This is a genomic window from Massilimicrobiota sp. An134, from assembly GCF_002160815.1.
GTDB classification, from domain to species: Bacteria; Bacillota_I; Bacilli_A; order Erysipelotrichales; family Coprobacillaceae; genus Allocoprobacillus; species Allocoprobacillus merdigallinarum.
Map to the genome: position 1 here is coordinate 44432 of NZ_NFLH01000007.1, position 19199 is coordinate 63630.

The following is a 19199-nucleotide window of genomic DNA, read 5'->3' on the forward strand; positions in this document are numbered from 1 at the left end:
ATAACGGGAATCCCGTTATATTTTAGAATTTTAAGTTTCTTGGTGTTCTTGGGAATGGTTCAACATCTCTAATGTTTTGCATACCTGTCAAATACATTAAGAAACGGTCAAATCCTAGTCCAAATCCAGCATGTTTACATCCACCAAATCTTCTTAAATCCATATACCATTGAAGTCCTTCTTTAGACATTTGTTTTTCATCCATGATTTTTTCTAGAACTTCATATCTTTCTTCACGCTGACTTCCACCAACTAATTCTCCAATTCCTGGCACCAGCAAATCACATGCTGCAACAGTCTTGCCATCATCATTTAAACGCATATAGAAAGCTTTAATTTCTTTTGGATAATCTGTTAAGAACACTGGTCCACCTACAATTTTTTCACAGATATAGCGTTCATGTTCACTATTGAGGTCCATACCCCATTCAACTTTATTTTCAAACTTAACATCGGCCTGTTTTAAAATATCAATAGCTTCTGTATATGTCATACGTTTAAATTCACTATTTCTAACATGAGTAATTCTTTGAATACATTCTTTATCAATCATCTGTTCAAAGAATTTCATTTCTTCAGGTGCATTTTCTAAAACATAGTCAATACAGTATTTGACCATATCTTCAATTAAATCCATATCATCTTCTAAATCTGCAAAAGCAATTTCTGGTTCAATCATCCAGAATTCACTAGCATGACGTGATGTATTTGAATTTTCAGCTCTAAAAGCTGGTCCAAATGTATAAACATCTCTAAAAGCCATACAGAATGCTTCGACATGTAATTGTCCTGTTACGGTTAAAAACGCTTCTTTACCAAAGAAATCTTTATCAAATTCAGTATTATCAATGGTTGTTGCTCTAAACATTTCTCCAGCACCTTCACCATCATTACTTGTAATAATTGGTGTATGCACATAAACAAAACCTTGTGACTGGAAAAATTCATGAATAGCCATTGATAAAACACTTCTTAATCTAAAAATAGCGTAAAATGTATTAGCACGTGGACGAAGATGAGGAATTTCTCTCATATATTCAAAAGAATGTCTTTTCTTTTGAAGTGGAAAATCTTCATCACATGCACCTTCTACAACAACTTGTGTTGCTTCAATTTCAAAAGGCTGTTTAGCTTCAGGTGTGAGTTTTAATTTTCCTAAAACACGAATAGCACTTCCCGTACTGATATGTTTGATATCATCATAATTTGATAAAGTTTCCTGTAAATATACAATCTGGCAGTTTCTAAAATATGTTCCATCGTTTAAAGCTATAAAACCAACTTTTCCATTATCACGATTTGTACGTACCCATCCATCTAATTCAACATATTCTAAACCTTCAGTTTCAAAATCTTCCCCAGATAAAACCATTTCATACAATTCTCTGACTGTCATAAATTCAAACATTAATCTCTCTCCTCCTTTTTATAAAAAAAGCCGTTCCTAAAAGGAACGACTATAATATCGCGGTACCATCCTCATTCATATTCATCATGAATATGCTCTCTTACCATAACGCTGTTTAGCGGGATAGTCTACTTACATTTCTCCTATCCGGTTCATTGAGTGTTCCATATTATAACAGTTTCTTTTGCTTACACCATCCAAAAGTCGCTATCAAACTTCACTATAATACGTTCTCAAATCATTACCTGTACATCTATTATTAACATCTTTCTCACAAAATTTCAATACTTTATTCATCATTGACATGCATTTTTAAAATCAATTCCTGAATAGCCACAACAACATCGACTGTCTGTACAACAACATCACTATGAACTGTAAAATGTGTATGCGTAAAATCTACAATTCCTTTAATGCCTAAATCCATTAAACGATCGACTGTTTCCTGAACATTTTCACTAATAGCCAATATCGCAATCTTGCAGCCTTGAGGAAATGTTTTTTCCAAATCATCAATATGATAAAGTTTAACCCCAAAGCGTTCTCCAACTTTATTTTGATCCAAATCATAACCACACACAATTTTTCCAACTGTATATTGCCAACGATTATATTTTAAGATGGCACTTCCTAAGTTACCAACACCAATCAAAATAATCGATTCATCTAACCCTAAACCAAGAACATTATTAAGAATATTGATAATTTCCTTTGTATCATATCCGATACCACGTTTACCTAATGTTTCTTTGTGTGTCAAAAAACTAAAATCACGACGAATGGTTGTATCCAAGATTCCTGTTGCTTCAGATAATTCACTTGATAAAAAGTTGTTTTGCCCTTCATGTTGCATATTACGCAATGCCTTTAAATAAACGGGAAAACGTGACATTGTTGCTTTTGAAATTTTATGCTGTTTTTTTTCCATTAAGATTCACCAAGACTTTCCTCTTCTAAATCATATGACGGTTTGACCATTAAGTCAAGTGATGAAAATTTCTGATGTTCAAACATCACACGTGCTGCCGAAGCAATCATAGCTGCATTATCTGTGCAATAGCGCATTGGTGGAAATAAAACAGGTATCTCACTACGCTTTGTCAGTGCTTGTCTTAATCCCTGATTTGCACTGACTCCCCCAGCCACGATAATCTGTTTAACATGATAATCCTGAGCCGCTTTGATTGTTTTAGAAACCAGAACATCAACAGCAACTTCCTGAAAAGAACATGCTAAATCTTGAGGAATAATCTCTTCACCACGCTGTGATGCATTATGACAAAGATTAATCACTGCTGATTTTAAACCACTAAAAGAAAAATTATAGCTTTCATCATTCATGGGTAATGGCAAAGCATAAGTATGTTTTCCTTCTTTGGCCATACGATCAATAACCGGTCCTCCTGGATAAGGCAAATGCAATACACGTCCAACCTTATCGTAAGCTTCTCCAATCGCATCATCTAAAGTCTGACCAATGACTTCAAATGAAAATTCATGTTTCATATAAACAAGTTCACTATGCCCACCACTGACAACTAGACACAAACATGGATATTGAATGTCTTCGACAAGTTCATTAGCATAAATATGTCCAGCAATATGATGAACACCAATCAATGGTTTATGATAAGCTAATGCCAATGTTTTGGCAGCCTGCATCCCAACATGTAAAGATCCGACCAGTCCAGGCCCTTTGGTAACGGCAATGGCATCTATATCCTGCATATTGATTTGGGCTTCATTTAAGGCTGTCTTTAAGACAGTCGATACACATTCTACGTGCATACGACTGGCAATTTCTGGAACAACTCCACCAAACATACGATGTGTATCAATTTGTGATGCGACAACATTGCATAAGAGTTCACGTTTATCCTTTAAAATCGCCACTGCCATTTCATCGCAACTTGATTCAATTGCTAAAATAAGACTCATGCTTTTCCCTCCATTTCTTTTGTCATTAAATAAGCATCTTCATGATTATCCTGATAATAATCTCGACGTATGGATTGAATATCAAATCCATTTTTTTGATAAAGCGCAATCGCTTTTTGATTAGATTTTCGTACCTCTAAACTCATCATGTTTACACCTGCATCCCTGGCATAAGATAAAGCAAATTCTAAAAGCTTTTGTCCATAACCATGAGATTGTTCTTCTTTTTTTATCCCAATAGATGCAATTTGTGCCTGCTCATACATCACCCAAAGATCAACATATCCAATGATTTCCATTTCTTTTTTTAAAACAAAAATATGTGCAAATGGATTTTCTAACAATTCGTATTCAAAATCTTCTTTTGACCAAGGTGATGTCATTAAAGTGTGTTCTAACTGCACGAGCGTCTCAATTTCTTCTGACTGTAAAGCTTCTATAAGCATATTTTTTTAGCCTCAACATCTTTAAGATAACGTGGTACTAAAGCATCAACATTTTGCACTATTGATGTCTGCTTGGCTAATTCATGTAAATTTTTAGCCAAATCAACCGTATTAGGTTCATACCCCACAACTTCATTTTGTCCAACAACTTGAAAATCACTATAATCTTGCATAAATTGTGGAAACTGTTGAATATCTATCATTTGTTCTGGAATAACTGCTTGTCCATTTTCATAAGCACAGACAAAAACTTTTTGACTACGTGCATCAATCACAGATACACATTTTTGTAAACCTGCATAAGCTGCTAAAGAAGAAATAGCTTTGATATGTACTGAAGAAATAACACTTAATGTTTTTGCTATTGTTAAAGCAACTCTTTCTCCTGTATAAGAACCAGGTCCTAATGTAATGACCATTTCATCAATATCCAGTAATTCCTTTTGATGTTTTTCTAATAATTTTTGAAGATAGGGAATTGCATTTTCTGATTGGCGTTTAGACCCCATTTCCTGAAGAGATGACAAACATTGATCATCTTCATATAAAGCAACCATTAAATATTGATTCGATGTATCCATTATAAGCTGTAACATATTTTCATCTCCTCCAATAATTGCTGATATTTTTCTCCATAAGGTACAAATGTCATTCGACGTGTCTGATCACTATTTTTTGTCATATGTATTTCTAATCTTTCTTGAGGTAATATATCTTGAATATACATTGGCCATTCAATAACACAAACACCATCATTTTCAAACATTTCTTCAAATCCTAATTCTTCATTTTCGCCTTCTAAACGATAAGCATCAAAATGATATAAAGGCCATCTTCCCTGATATTCCTTCACAATCGTAAAAGTTGGTGAATTAATAATCTTTTTAACACCTAGACCTTTTCCAATTCCTTTTGTAAATGTTGTTTTACCAACACCTAAATCTCCTTCTAATGTAATCACAGCATTAGGAAATAAGTGTTTAGCAAGTTCTTCTCCAAAATCAATCATATCTTGTTCATTTTGAAAATCCACGATGATCTCTCCTTTTTTTATAATTTCCACTTTGATAATAATGATACCAATGTTGTGCAAAACCAGGTCTAAAAGGTCCTGCCATATTCATAGCCATCTCAATCAGCTGATCTAGCTGCTGATATAATATCTCATCTAGTTCTTGACCATAATTCATCATCATTTTATGTTGCTGGTATTCTTCTTCATCTAATATTTTATATTTATAATCTGGAAAAACCTTTAAATCTAAATCATAATCAATGTATTTTAAAGCTTCTCCATCATACAATGTTGGTGATGCAATATTACAATAAAAATGCACCCCTGTTTTACGAATCATACAAATGACATTATACCATTTTCGCTTAGGGAAATAACAAATAGCTGGTTCTCTTGTATACCATTTACGTCCATCTGATTCCGTAACAAGCGTTCTATTATTCACCACAATAAAATGATATGGTGTTTCTTCTAAAACAAGTCCTTTATCCCAACAGCGATGAATGCTTCCATCATGTTTATAACAATGAATAAGGATATTTTGACCAACAAATGTCTTATTCATAATCAATAACCTCTTTCTATAACAGAAATATTATACACAAGTTATACTCTTTTTTAAAGCAAATTTACTATTTTCTATATAGTAAAAAAATCTCTCAATACTGAGAGATTACATAAACGCTCTTTTTAAACGAGGATATAACAATGGAACATCAACCATAAACAATATAAGCGATGGTGCAGAAAAATGAACAAACAACATGACAATTGTACAGTTAGTTCAATTTGATAAAAAAATTTATATATTACTTGTAATCGCAAATAATATTCCATAGCGATTTTACAATACTGTATCAAGCCAAAAAGGCATGAAATCATGCACTAAAAAATATAAAACAATTTCCAGAAGATTTTTGTTTTCAACTTACAAAAAAGAAAATGAAACTTTTCAATACCAGATTAACACCTCAAAAATATGAGATGAATCATTAACCAATACATTCGTAGTGTTAACGTACTTGTTTCCATATATCATTGATCAAAAATGTTTTTCTTTAGATATTCTATTTAGCTTTACTTCTGCAACAGATATACCTACTATCACAATAAAAAGCAGACATGACAAAAGACATCATTCCTAAAAATATTTTTAATTGTGCTCTTAATTATTTAATATGCCATTTATAATAACAACATATTTATCTTTTTTATTTCCAATAAACATTTTTAATACACACTTCATTCAGGTCTCCTAAATATCGAATATCATTATATACTATGAACGATTCAAGAGTATATTTTTTCCCAATTTTTAACAATGATAAAATAAGATATTCATTACTATTCACCTTAAAATAAAAATAATCCCCTTTCAAAGAACTGTTAATCAATCGTTCTTCTCTATTTTCTTTCATCCTTGGCTTTTTTGATATATTATTAAAAAAATATGGTAACCATTCAATTCTTGATAATATCATATCCCATGTAATATGTTTATGATTTGCTGTTGGTCTATTTCGTCTAATTCTATTCTCGAACATATCTAAATCAATCTCATTATTCAATAAAATTTGAAATCCATTCTTCCCTTTATATTTTGATTTATGCCTTTGTTTATCATAAGCATATTGTAAACCAATTAAATGAGGTAGCTGTGTAGTACTGATCTTTATTTGCAACACTTTATCAACCGTTTCAATACAAAGAATTTTATTATCAAATTGACAGAAGTATAATGCATATTCATGAAAAGAATAGCTTCTCATATCAATTCTATTTCTTGCTTTGTTTAATTTCATATTTTTATTCCTCTTTTAAGCACTGAAAAAGGGATTGTAAAACAATCCCTCTATTCAGAAAGTCTGAGCCAAATTTAGGAAATGGCTAGTTCCAGGGCTGTAGTATTTGTTTTTGCGCCCGCCACAGTCGGGTCCCCATCGACTTTCGAATGATCACATCTTCGTTTAAAACGAAATGTCGCAGATGAAATAACTGTCATCCTCAGCAATTATATTATGGATAATCTTATCCATTCATATACTTATTTTCTTCGAAATTAAATATTCCTTTTAATTCCACATTCATTATAACACATTTTCTAGAAAACTCTAGAGATTAATACAAAATCTTTCTAACAAAATCAAATCAGTAAATTCTGCCTAAAGCCTACTCTAAAACAATGATAAACTCTTTATCGAAGCAACACTAGCTTTTAAAGCCACAATAAAAAATTATCCCTTGACATATCTATTATAAATAACGTTAAGAGGTGTTTCAATCATCAAATTTGAATGAACTTCCTTTATACAACATACTTATAACAAAACGACTTTATTTGTCCATGGCAATCACCAATTCATTTCTAGTCGAAATAAAATCTATTTCTTTCCATTGTTTTTCATAGTCCTTTTCTTTAACGTCATTTAAGACAATATGAGATAAAAAGACTGTTTTGAGTAGGAATGATATGATCAACATGTTTGTTAATTTCATGTGTCTACCATAGTGGAATCATATCACTTCACTATCCACTCCATACGGACTTTTTACGATATATTAAAAAATCTCTCAATACTGAGAGATTACATAAACGCTCTTTTTAAACGAGGATATAACAATGGAACAACAATCATACATAATATAAGTGTTGGTGCAACATAGATAATATTATATCCTAATGAATAAACAATTGGATTCATACCTTCTGGTGCATAACTTGCAAACAAGAAAGCGCCTGAAGCAAAATGAGATAAGTATTTTAAAAACATGACAAAAACAATACCCCAGCAAATAGGAAGGTTTCCAATTTTCTGTGTTTTCATCAAAGGTGTTAATCCACATACTGCAAGTGGTAATACATAATCAAGTAAAACTGACCATGGTCCATAGTAAGTTGCTAAACCTAAGACAAACTGTAAAATAGATACCCCTATTCCACAAATGACACCATATCCAGCTCCCATTAAATAACCACATAACATGATGGCAATGACATCAACAGAGATTGTTCCTCCCTGTGGTAAAGAAGGAATAATTTCATTCACATAGCTCAAAATCAGTGTAATAGCCATAAACATTGCAAGCTGACACATACTTTTGACTGTGAAATCAACTTTTAAAATTTTTTTCATAATTCGATCCCCTTTCATTGAAGCCAACAAATAAAAAAGACTTTTCTACCCACGTAAAAAAGTCACAAAAATCATTATTTGCACTCTCTACGCTGGCATTACCCAGTTCAGATCATAAGGGACAAGGTGAAAACCTTTCTCAGCAAATGCGCCCCTGGCTCATATCTATTATATTCTTTTTTAGAAAAAATACAAATATTTTTTACAAAACATTTTTTCCTAGTTTTTTTATAAATAAATGCTATAATAAAAGGGAATTAAGGGAGGATAAGAAAAATGGCAAAAATTATTGCAGTGAATGCTGGTAGTTCATCACTTAAATTTCAATTATTTGAAATGGATGATGAAACAGTCATTACTTCTGGTGTTATTGAAAGAATTGGTTTAGAAGATTCTATTTTTACAATTAAATTCAATGGTGAAAAAGATGTTCGTACTTTACCTATTCCAACACATAAAGAAGCTGTTCATTTATTATTAGATACATTATTAGAAAAGAATATCGTGTCTTCATTGGAAGACATTAAAGGTGTAGGACATAGAGTTGTACAAGGAGGTTCTTATTTTAAAGAATCTGCTATTATTGATGAAGATGTTGTCAGCAAGATTGATGAATTAAAATCATTAGCACCTTTACATAACCCTGCTCACTTAACAGGATATTATGCTTTTAAGGAAGCTATTCCAAATGCTGGTGCTGTTGCTGTATTTGATACTGCTTTCCATCAGACACTTGAACCAAGATGTTATATTTACCCAATTCCATATCGTTTCTATACTGATTATAAAGTGAGAAAATATGGTGCACATGGGACTTCACATTATTATGTATCACAGAAAGTTATTGAAAAACTAGGTAACCCTGAACATTCTAAAATCATTGTTGCTCACTTAGGAGCTGGTGGTTCTTTAACAGCTGTCAAAGATGGAAAATCTATTAATACATCTATGGGATTTACACCATTAGCTGGAATTATGATGGGAACTCGTAGTGGAGATTTGGATCCTTCTATCATTGATTACTTGATTGAACAAGTTGGTATGGATATGAAAGATGTCATTCATATGTTAAATAAAGAATCTGGATTACTTGGTGTATCAGGTGTATCAAGTGACTTTAGAGATGTATTAAATGCTGCTAATGAAGGAAACGAAAGAGCTAAGTTAGCTATTGACATTTTCTTTAGAAGAGTTATTGCATACATTGGTAGATATTTTATTGCTTTAGGTGGATGTGATGCAATTGCCTTTACAGCTGGTATTGGAGAAAACTCTGCTTATGCTAGAAAAGAAATTCTATCATTAGTAAGTGAAGCATTAGGTATTGTTGTTGATGATGATGCTAATGAAAATGGTGAAGGTGAACGTTTAATTTCTAAACCTGAATCAAAAATCAAAGTTTATGTCATTCCTACAAATGAAGAACTTGTGATTGCCAGAGATACAAAACGTTTATTAAATCTATAAAATAAAAAAACAATATAAAAGAAAAGAAGATGCATGGATCAAAATCCCTGCATCTTTTTCTTTACCTATCTGTTTCTTTTTGAGTTCTACAAAGCTTTATAATGAAAATCAAACATCCTCCAGCTAATATCAGATAATAAAACATGTGCGTTGCATCTCCTGTTTTCACAACGACAACTGGAATCTTTTCATTTTCATACTGAAAACTATGCACCTTTCCAATTCCTTCAAGCTGATCATCAATGACAATCTTAACAACTTCATCAGATAACTGATAACCCTTTGGCGCTTTTGTTTCTTTGACATAAACTGTTTGACCATACTCTAAATTTTCAAAAGTGACAGTCCCTTTTGTTGTATCAGCCTTTAATGTTTTGAATGGCTTTTGACATTTTTCATCTAAATAAATTGTAAACTCAAAATCATTATGAACAATGTTCTTATGTGTTTGACTATCAACCTTATTGATCAAAATATCAGTGATAATACGATGATCTGTCATTGTCAGTGACATATCCTGTTTTCCATCAACAGTCAAAGTCACGGACGGAGATGTTTCATATCCTTCTGGTGTTTTGACTTCAACAATTGTATAAGTTTCCCCTACCTTCAATCCTTGCGCATAATGAACTGATCCATCTGTTGTCCATTGATCAATGATGTTTTTTGTTTTATTAGACACAATCTGTAATGTCGCACCTTTGACATTATTTCCTAATTCATCTTTCTTTTGAATACCAACTGTTGTATCAATCATTGTGATATGCTGATTCTGTTGATCATCAGTGACAGTAAACTCAATATCCTGCGCCAGATTCTTGCCAATTGGTGCTAAATCTTCATGAAGAATATAAGTCTTACCTACTATAAGATTATTTATAGTATGACTATCCTTTGTAGAAATCCATTCATCAACAATTTCTTCTGTTTCTTTATCAATGACTTGCATAGATGCACCTTCAATTTCCTGTCCACCTGCATCCTCTTTTGAGAAAATGACTTTCTTATCTATCATAGATAAATTCATATTTTCATTCTCTTTCACAGTAAACTGTATTTCATTAGCCATTGCAAATCCATCTGGTGTTTTGATTTCTCGAAGGATATATGTTTGACCAACAATAAGTCCTTCAGCGTGATGAACACTTCCGTCAGTTACCCATTGGTCAACAATATTTTTGGTCTTATCACTGACAATCTGAAGAGTCGCTCCTTGAACAGCGTTACCATCTACATCTAATTTATTGACATCCACCTGTGTATCTTTCATGACAATTGTCTGTTTGTTTTTTGACATTGTAAACTTCACATCTTTGGCATAAGTATATCCAAGGGGTGTCAAATCTTCACGATAGATATAATCCTTTCCAATGACAAGTCCTTTAACGAGATGACCTCTTCCATCACTTGTCCATTGATCAATAATTTCTCCACTTTTAGCATCAATGACAGAATATTCTCCACCTTTGAGTTCTGTTCCGTTTAAATCCTGTTTAGAGAAATATGTTTCTGTTAGCTTATTCTTCATTGTCTTTTCCACTGTATATTCTTTTGTCGTATTGTCTTTGATATCAAACTCAAAGATGACTGGTTCATCCAAAAGAACATATCCATCTAACGTTGAAATCTCTTCAACCTTGTATCTGGCACCCGTTGTTCCAAGTGGTAAATCTTTTAATTCCAGTTTTCCACTTTCATTAATCATATAAATACCATCAGTTGAATTCCCCATAATGACAGAATCACCTTTTTTGTAAATCATCTTTCCTGTTGCTGGATCCATAATATCACTATCAGCAGTGACTTTAAACTGTGCTCCACCAACAGCTGTATCTTCCTCTCTTTCAAATTCTTTATGAAGAATCAAATGTCCTGTTGGTTTTTCATTGATAAATGAAACTTCAATGACAGGTTGATTGTCTTCATCAAAATAGATTTCATCATTATCTGCTGTAATATTCACTTGAATATCATCTCCAATAAGGAATCCTTCAGGATTTCTCAATTCTTCGATTGTATATGTTCCTGATTTGACCATATCATCCAGCACAACATATCCATTTTCATCTGTTGCCCATTCATCTTTATAAACCATACCAACTTTTTGTTTGACATCATTTCCTTCGCTATCTTTTAACTTAAATGTCGCATGAGATAAAGCCACTTTCTGTCCATCTTTATCTCTTTTCACAATTTTTAACCATGCCTGAAATGGTGCATTGTTGACCATTCTATATTCAATTTCCTGATCTTCATTAATGGTAATAAAAAAATCACCAGCAGGATAATAATTTTCTGGTGTTTTTGTTTCCTTTATTTGATAAATACCATAAGGCAGATCAATAGATGTATCTCGTCCCGTTGAATCTGTCACAAGAACATCATAAGCTCTTGCCTGATCCCATCCATTCTTTTGAACATCTGAGTAAAGCTTGATAGTAAATTCTACACCTGCCAATCCTTGTGTAATGCCACTTGATCCATCAGTTCCCATTTTGGCAACTTCAAGTTTTCCTTTAATGACTTGTTCTTTAGAAACAACACTTTGTGTGACAACCTGCTGATTCGAATTTGAAGACGTCAATGTCACTATCTGAGGCCCATCTAATAAATATCCAACACTTGGCTTTGTTTCTTCTACTCGATAGACACCCATTGGTAAATTAGACCATAAAATTTTTGCCTGATCATTTGTTTTCTTTGTTCCTGTATCACCCCAGACACCATTTCCAACCGACTTTTGAGAGATGATTTCATCTTTTTTATAAAGCACAGTTCCATCAGATGGATTCAATATATCTTGATTGGCTTTTAAAACATATTCAGCCTCTTTTAAGGTTGCATCACCTTGAGAGATATTCCCAGTTTCTTTATCCTGTTTCTCTAATTCAATTTTCCCTAGAACTGGTTCATTATAGATTTCAATGGCATAAGTCTTACCATTTTCAGTCACGCTCTGATTCTTTTCAAGTGTCGCAATGACATAGTTCTGTGGTGCTTCTTTTTCACGAATCGTATATGTTCCATAATCAAGTAATCCTGTTTTAGCAACACCTTCACTATTTGTAGATATTGTCGCAACTACCTGATTTCCACTTAAGACCTCAAACTTTGTACCTGGTTTCTTAACAACCTCACCTGTTTTTTTGTCCTTTTTCACAACCTGAATATAACCCTGTTTCCAGTTATTCGTTTGCGTAAACGAAGCTGTTTGACCAGCTTTTAACTCTACTGAATGGACTGTTGAATCCAAGACAAGATGATCTGGAACCTTGATTTCCTGTATATAAATGGTTGTTGGTTGCAGTTTGTCAATCGTAACTGTTCCATCTTTTCCAGTTGTATATGTACCTAGACTTTGACTCATGTCTGCATGATAAGAAATTTGAAACTGTACATCAGCAATATTATTACCCTTATTATCTTTTTTAGTAATCTTTAAAGCAGATGCTCCAATCTTAATCTTAAAGAAAGCACTTGGCATAGCTTCATCCAATTCTCCTGCAATCGCGACTTTCTGATATCTTTCAGAACTGTCTAAACAAAGCAGCTGTCTTTTATTGAGATCAAGACTATTGATTCCAGATACTGTTTTCGTATCATCAAATGAAGCATTCGCTGTGACTTTTAAAACATTCCCATTTTTAACAAACGAAAGCCCGTTGGCCTTAAAATCATATCTTTCAAGAACCTGATTTTGATCATTCATTTCCATATAATAATGATTGCCATCAAATGCAGTCATTTCATATGTTTTCGCAAGATTTTCACTCTTTGATGCAAAACTAGGAATCTGCCCCCATGTCTTTAAAATCTGACTATAAGAATCATAGTATGTTTTGACATTGGACTTTGTCGTAGAGTTAGACCAATTCAAAGAATTATAAACAGAAGTCGCACCACTGGTTGTCACACCTCGATAACTACCATCTGCATTTCTTTCACCAACCATGATTTCCCATACAATAATTTGTGCTGCATACCACTGATAGGCATTTCCATTCACTGCTTTTAATGATCCATTTGTATGATATGAAACATTGATCTTTGTTGGTGCTAGACTTAGCACTCGACTAATAAGCTTTTCCTTTTCTGACGAACTTAAATGTTTGTTCTTTTGAGCTTCTTCAATAAGCTCAATTGTGTCAGTAGGCGTATACTGTGTTCCATCATGAACAGCCTTTCCATTCTCTAGACAATAAAAATACTGTCCATTTGTCGTCAGAAGAACCGTCACACCTTCATCATATGAACTGGCCTCCAAAACAGTTCCATCATTTAGTTTGGATCCAGCTTTTGTGGTGACACCTGCCAGATAATTATAAGTATTCATCTCATATGAAGCTCCATAAACTTCACCTATGTTCAACATAAAAATACACGACAACATCAAAAGTATGACTTTCTTTAATTTTATAAAATGCTTATGTTTATCCATCTTTTTTCCCTCCTTTTTAGCTAAACATAATCGTTTTCGAACACATCACCTCCTTTTACATATCAAAAAAGACAGGTCATCATCCTGTCTTAAAACATCTTCCTTATTTTTCATCACCATAAAATATCATGAATCAATAAAAAAATTCCATCTAAAATGGAATCAGTATGTGCGCAATGAAACTGCATATAACGGTCACACAGGCAACAAAAACCAGGCCTTTTTGACGATAAGCGAAGTAAATACCCGCCAGTCCTCCAACCAAAGCACTGCCCATATGTCCAGTTGCATATAGAATGCTTGGAAATGTCAATGCCGATAAAACAGCATAAGGCACATAATATAGAAGCGAACGTATAAAACGTGAGTGGATTTCTTTTTTAAAAAACGTCAGTGGCAACATTCTTGGCAAATAGGTCATAACGGCCATCACAAAAACAGTCAGTAATAAATAGCTTGACATTAGACATTCTCCTCAATAGGGTAACGTAAAGCCCCATAGAAAGCTCCCAGTATTGTAGCCACAATCAATTGAAATCCACTAGATAATCCTTGAAACAAAGGCACTTCATACATGATTGTTGAAAGAATTGCTGCTATGACTACAACTTCTAATATAGCACGTGATTTGGCAGATGCTGGAACAATAATCGCTAAAAACATGCCATATAAAGCCAGCCCCATTGCATTTTGTAAAACAGGTGGCAAAATATTTGTCAGCGTTTCACCAACAAGTGTACCACTCGTCCATCCAATAATAGGTACCAAAATAAATCCTGCCATAAAAGAAAAAGATAATGTTCCATGTTCTAAAGATGCCAAACTAAATGTTTCATCAGTAATTCCAAAAGAAATCACCATTCTTTCCAGCGTTGACATCTTTTGATCAATCTTTTGACTTAAAGATAAAGACATTAAAAAATATCTTGCATTAATCATCAATAATGTTAATGCAGTTTCCATATACGAAGCTTGAGCCAGCATCAAAGATACTCCTGCAAATTGCCCCGATGATGTTAAATTAGTCAATGAAATCAATGTTGCTAAACCAAATGGTAAACCACTTGAAGCAACAAAAACCCCAAAAGAAAAAGAAACTGGAAAATACCCCAAAGCAATCGGCAGAGATCTTCTACAGCCTCTTAAAAATTCCTCCATCAAATCCCCTCCATATATTCCTATGATACATGAATCAAAATTACTTATCAAACAAATTTTTTTCAATAAATTCGATAATGTCTTCTCTTGATGTTAATACCTGATAAAAAGATTTTCTTAAATCTAATCTTTGGATATCAACTGAACGAATATCACTCAATTGAATACGACAATGTGTTATATGTGTATCTGTTTTTATTTTAATATCCTTTTCAAATATAGGATTAGCAGGGGTTGAATCTTTTTTGATAGATGTACATGGAACAACAAGCATTTTATATCCCATATCTTTTAAAACATAGCACCAATGTCCATCCATAAGTTCTTTAGGGAAGCCTCGTCCAATATTGAAATATGCCAATTCATGAATATGTGGTCTTTTATGTACATGATAGAACGTCTGATTACAGTCGCCATCCTTAACCAAATGACAGTAAAAATACTCTAACTGACTGGTCTGATGTAATAATGCATAGCTATATTTTTCTACATCATAAACACCGGATTCTTCTAGTTTTTTTAATGATTTATTCATTTCCAGTAAATTATTACGTATACTCATAATAACCCTCCTATTATATATATACGCATATTTTTCTCATTTTTCTTTTTTTTAAACAAACTTTTTTTATTTCACATCAAATTTTTATATTTCATATATTATAATGGAAACATTTTTAAAATATGAAAACTATTCGATGATGTTTCATGTATAATAATATCTATTATTGATGAAGTTACAAAAGAAAAGCGCCAGGACTTTATACATATAAAGTTGACGAGGACCAGATTTATCGAAAGATTCGGCGGATGATCTGGAGGTATGATGCTACCTGAACAATGAGCAAAACTAATGAGTGATCATTAAACAAATATCATTAGGCATCACTTCATTCAATAATAAAAAATGAAATTGATGGAGGAAATTTTTTATGTGTGGAATTACTGCTTATTGTGGAAAAGGTGAAGCTTTGCCTTTTTTAATGCAAGGTTTATCTAAATTGGAGTATCGTGGTTATGACAGTGCAGGTGTCACAACACTTGAAAACAATCAGCTTATCACTGTCAAATGTAAAGGACGATTAGAAAATTTAGAAAACAAACTAAAAAATCAGCATCTAAGTGGACATGTGGGGATTGGACATACAAGATGGGCAACTCATGGTGTTCCTTCTAATCTTAATTCTCATCCTCATACCAATCAGGATGAAACAATTGCTTTAGTGCATAATGGGATTATTGAAAATTATCGTGAATTAAAAGATGAATTATTAAAAAAAGGATATCAGTTTCAATCTGATACAGATAGTGAAGTTGTTGTTCAACTTCTTGATAGTCTTTATGATGGCAATCTATTAGAAGCAACACAAAAAGTATTGGCTCAAATCAAAGGAAGCTATGCTTTGTGTATTCTTTCAACATTAGAACCAGAACACATCATTGTTGCAAAAAAGGACAGCCCTTTAATTATTGGGAAAACAAAAGATGGTTATGTTGGTGCTAGTGATATTCCAGCCTTATTAGAATATACAAAAGAAGTTTATTTTTTAGAAGATTATGAAATGGCTGTTTTATCAACTGATCATATTTCATTTTATGATCAACACGGACATCCGATTGAAAAACAAACAACAACTATTCCTTATGATTTAGAAGCAGCTAAAAAAGATGGTTATGATACTTTTATGTTGAAAGAAATTCATGAACAGCCTCATGTCATTGCTGAAACATTAAGAGGTCGTATCAATCACAATCACATTATTTTAGATGAATTAAAAGATATTGATTTTTCTCAGTTCAATAAAATCTATCTGGTTGCTTGTGGAACAGCTTATCATGCATCTATGTGTGGTACTCATATTCTTAAAAAAGTATTAGACATTCCTGTTTTAAGCGAAGTTGCCAGTGAATTTCGTTATGATGATCCTTTTGTAGATGAAAAGACTTTAGCAATCTTTGTTTCTCAATCTGGAGAAACAGCTGATACCCTAGCCGCTTTACGTCTGGCAAAAGAAAAAAAGGCAACAACAATTGCTATTGCAAATGTATTAGGAAGTACAATTTCTCGTGATAGTGACTATGTTTTATATACATGTGCGGGTCCTGAGATTGCGGTAGCATCAACGAAGGCTTATACAACACAATTGGTTTTATTGATTCTGTTAGCTTATTATATTGCTCAACAACTTGGCAAGGACATCAACAAAGAAGTTATTCAACAATTAATGTCTATTCCTCAACATGTAGATACTATTTTAAAGGATGAAAATCTTTTTGCCCAGTATGCAAAAATGTTGGAAAATCAACATGATGCCTACTTTATTGGTAGAAATTTAGATTATGCCAGTGTCTTAGAAGGTGCTTTAAAATTAAAAGAAGTGTCATATGTCCATGCTGATGCTTATGTAGCCGGTGAATTAAAACATGGTCCTATTGCTTTAATAGAAAACGATTCTGTTGTTATTGCAGTAGCTACTCAACCACATATTGCACAAAAAACAATCAGCAATATTCAAGAAACAATGGCCAGAGGAGCACGTGTTATATTACTGACAACTCAAAATACGGAAGTGAAAAATGTTCAAAACGTATATGAACTTCCTGATATTGACCCTACTCTTCAGACAATATTGGTTGCTGTTCCTTTACAGCTTATTGCCTACTACACAGCATGCATTAAAGGTTGTGATGTTGATAAACCACGTAATCTTGCAAAATCTGTAACTGTCGAATAAAAAACATCAGATTCAAATGAACCTTGTTATTTGGACATCCTCATAACAGAGGTTCATTTTTATGATTGATTTTGAAAAATAAATCTTTATTCTTCACAAGAAGTTATGAAATTGATATAATAATAATCGAGGTGATGAATCGTGGAAAAACGTGAACCAAAAGATTTAACAAATTATGATAAACGTTTTGAAGAAGATCCAAGCTCATTTAATGATTTTCAAGCTATGGATTATGTAAAAGAATTGAAAAATCAAGGTCGTACTGATGATGCAATTGAAGTAGGTAAGACTTTCTTGCAAGTTGGAGAAGGATTAAGTGGTTTTATTAATCATTATGGTTATGCACTTTATAATAAATACATTAATATTGATGACGATAAAATCAAAGAAAAAGAAGATTTATTTTTCTCTATTGTTGATGAAATCACAAACTTATGTAAACAAGAAAAATATTCTCCTTTAGAAGCGACAATCAATAAAGCTATGAAGTATGTCATGAATCAAAAACCTGTTCGTTATCAAAAATTATCTGAACTTTTAGATAAACTTGATGTTCAGACACTTAGCATTGAGCCTTTTGTTAATAGTGCAGGTAAAGAATATGAATCAAAGAAAGAAAAATGGTATCGTTTAAAAGTTAGATGTTCTTATGAAATGGAAGATTATAAATCTTGTGTAGAATATGCAAACATGGCTTTTACACAACCTATTAAATGGCATTATAACAATTTAAATTGGGTTAAATACTATCGTGCATCTTCACTTGTACATTTAAAAAGATATGAAGAAGCTGAAAATGAATTCTTATCATTAGGAAACAAGATTCCAAACGTTGATTCATTCCAAGTGCTTTATGATTTATATATGAATACTGGTAAAGTGAAAGAAGCTTATACAAATCTTGTTTATAAATTCTTTAAAGCTGGATATAATCTTGATGAATTGGGATTATATGAAATGATTTTAGATATGGTGAAAACTGGTCAAAATCAGGAAGTAATTGATTTAGCAAATGCTTTTGTTTATCAGCTTAAAGCTGAAAATCAAAAAGATGTTTCTCAAAATTCAATTTCTGAACAATATCAAGATACGGATAGCAGCTCTTTATATGATCGCTTATATAATCAGTTAATGGAACATCTTGATGAATATATTGATCGTTTTGAAGGAAAAGTTGTTTATTACAACAAAGATAAAGAATTTGGTAGTATCGATCAAGATAATGATAGTGATGATCATTTATTCTTTAGACAATCTGATTATATTTATGATGAAATGGTTGAAAAATATGATGTTGTTGAATATAGCTTAATGAAAACATTTGATTTCAAAAAACAACAACCATCTTCAAAAGCCATTTTAATTAAAACTTTATATGAAGACATCCAATACTAAGCTATGCTCTGCATAGCTTTTTTTGTCACACAAAGCTGTCTTTTTCATACTCTATAATGAGGTGA

The 19199-nt window shown here is 32.5% G+C and carries 17 protein-coding genes, 1 riboswitch and 1 other annotated feature; of the genes, 3 read left to right on the top strand and 14 right to left on the bottom strand.

Features of this window, described 5'->3' with window-relative positions; genetic code table 11:
• Window positions 1–22 precede the first annotated feature (22 nt).
• The 10 genes from asnS to B5E79_RS04745 all read right to left on the bottom strand — a co-directional run bounded on the left by asnS (window position 23) and on the right by B5E79_RS04745 (window position 7941).
• On the bottom strand, window positions 23–1408 hold the full coding sequence (asnS, locus tag B5E79_RS04705) for an asparagine--tRNA ligase (protein WP_087243176.1): 1386 nt from the start codon (window positions 1406–1408) through the stop codon (window positions 23–25).
• A 38-nt stretch (window positions 1409–1446) separates the two neighbouring features.
• Window positions 1447–1659: a binding site (T-box leader), on the bottom strand.
• 38 nt (window positions 1660–1697) lie between these two features.
• Complete coding sequence (locus tag B5E79_RS04710; protein ID WP_087297153.1) at window positions 1698–2336, bottom strand: redox-sensing transcriptional repressor Rex; 639 nt, start codon at window positions 2334–2336, stop codon at window positions 1698–1700.
• Window positions 2336–3346 carry a tRNA (adenosine(37)-N6)-threonylcarbamoyltransferase complex transferase subunit TsaD gene (tsaD, locus tag B5E79_RS04715; protein ID WP_087243174.1) on the bottom strand — a complete coding sequence of 337 codons (1011 nt, stop codon included), beginning with the start codon at window positions 3344–3346 and terminating at the stop codon, window positions 2336–2338. Before tsaD ends, B5E79_RS04710 begins: the two co-directional genes overlap by 1 nt.
• Window positions 3343–3792: a ribosomal protein S18-alanine N-acetyltransferase gene (rimI, locus tag B5E79_RS04720; RefSeq protein ID WP_087297154.1), complete on the bottom strand. Its 450-nt coding sequence runs from the start codon at window positions 3790–3792 to the stop codon at window positions 3343–3345. Before rimI ends, tsaD begins: the two co-directional genes overlap by 4 nt.
• Window positions 3783–4388: a tRNA (adenosine(37)-N6)-threonylcarbamoyltransferase complex dimerization subunit type 1 TsaB gene (gene tsaB, locus B5E79_RS04725; RefSeq protein ID WP_087243172.1), complete on the bottom strand. Its 606-nt coding sequence runs from the start codon at window positions 4386–4388 to the stop codon at window positions 3783–3785. Before tsaB ends, rimI begins: the two co-directional genes overlap by 10 nt.
• The gene (tsaE, locus tag B5E79_RS04730; RefSeq protein WP_206080666.1) at window positions 4373–4801 is read right to left on the bottom strand and encodes a tRNA (adenosine(37)-N6)-threonylcarbamoyltransferase complex ATPase subunit type 1 TsaE; all 429 of its coding nucleotides are present in this window, start codon (window positions 4799–4801) and stop codon (window positions 4373–4375) included. Before tsaE ends, tsaB begins: the two co-directional genes overlap by 16 nt.
• A 7-nt stretch (window positions 4802–4808) precedes the next feature.
• Complete coding sequence (locus B5E79_RS04735) at window positions 4809–5372, bottom strand: DUF402 domain-containing protein (RefSeq protein WP_087243171.1); 564 nt, start codon at window positions 5370–5372, stop codon at window positions 4809–4811.
• 646 nt (window positions 5373–6018) lie between these two features.
• Window positions 6019–6609: a PBECR4 domain-containing protein gene (locus B5E79_RS04740; RefSeq protein ID WP_087297155.1), complete on the bottom strand. Its 591-nt coding sequence runs from the start codon at window positions 6607–6609 to the stop codon at window positions 6019–6021.
• 532 nt (window positions 6610–7141) lie between these two features.
• Window positions 7142–7303 carry a hypothetical protein gene (locus B5E79_RS13455; protein WP_158095467.1) on the bottom strand — a complete coding sequence of 54 codons (162 nt, stop codon included), beginning with the start codon at window positions 7301–7303 and terminating at the stop codon, window positions 7142–7144.
• A gap of 89 nt (window positions 7304–7392) precedes the next feature.
• Window positions 7393–7941, bottom strand: a complete 549-nt coding sequence (locus B5E79_RS04745) for an energy-coupled thiamine transporter ThiT (RefSeq protein WP_158093962.1) — start codon at window positions 7939–7941, stop codon at window positions 7393–7395.
• 66 nt (window positions 7942–8007) lie between these two features.
• Window positions 8008–8107: riboswitch (TPP riboswitch) on the bottom strand.
• 110 nt (window positions 8108–8217) lie between these two features.
• Here B5E79_RS04745 and B5E79_RS04750 point away from each other — a divergent pair.
• A complete protein-coding gene (locus B5E79_RS04750; protein WP_087243168.1) occupies window positions 8218–9408 on the top strand; it encodes an acetate/propionate family kinase in 1191 nt (396 codons plus the stop codon).
• A 61-nt stretch (window positions 9409–9469) separates the two neighbouring features.
• Here B5E79_RS04750 and B5E79_RS04755 read toward each other — a convergent pair whose 3' ends face one another.
• The 4 genes from B5E79_RS04755 to B5E79_RS04770 form a co-directional block, all read right to left on the bottom strand.
• Window positions 9470–13846, bottom strand: a complete 4377-nt coding sequence (locus B5E79_RS04755) for an MSCRAMM family protein (protein ID WP_087297157.1) — start codon at window positions 13844–13846, stop codon at window positions 9470–9472.
• 151 nt (window positions 13847–13997) lie between these two features.
• Window positions 13998–14309 (bottom strand): AzlD domain-containing protein, encoded by a 312-nt coding sequence (locus tag B5E79_RS04760; protein ID WP_087243166.1) that lies wholly within the window; start codon window positions 14307–14309, stop codon window positions 13998–14000.
• On the bottom strand, window positions 14309–15004 hold the full coding sequence (locus B5E79_RS04765) for an AzlC family ABC transporter permease (protein WP_087243165.1): 696 nt from the start codon (window positions 15002–15004) through the stop codon (window positions 14309–14311). The genes B5E79_RS04760 and B5E79_RS04765 overlap by 1 nt, the downstream gene beginning before the upstream one ends.
• A 40-nt stretch (window positions 15005–15044) precedes the next feature.
• Window positions 15045–15566, bottom strand: a complete 522-nt coding sequence (locus B5E79_RS04770) for a hypothetical protein (RefSeq protein WP_087243164.1) — start codon at window positions 15564–15566, stop codon at window positions 15045–15047.
• 370 nt (window positions 15567–15936) lie between these two features.
• Between B5E79_RS04770 and glmS the strand changes: the two genes are divergently transcribed.
• Window positions 15937–17739: a glutamine--fructose-6-phosphate transaminase (isomerizing) gene (gene glmS / locus B5E79_RS04775; RefSeq protein ID WP_087297158.1), complete on the top strand. Its 1803-nt coding sequence runs from the start codon at window positions 15937–15939 to the stop codon at window positions 17737–17739.
• A 141-nt stretch (window positions 17740–17880) separates the two neighbouring features.
• Window positions 17881–19134 carry a hypothetical protein gene (locus B5E79_RS04780; protein ID WP_087297159.1) on the top strand — a complete coding sequence of 418 codons (1254 nt, stop codon included), beginning with the start codon at window positions 17881–17883 and terminating at the stop codon, window positions 19132–19134.
• Window positions 19135–19199: the final 65 nt, after the last annotated feature.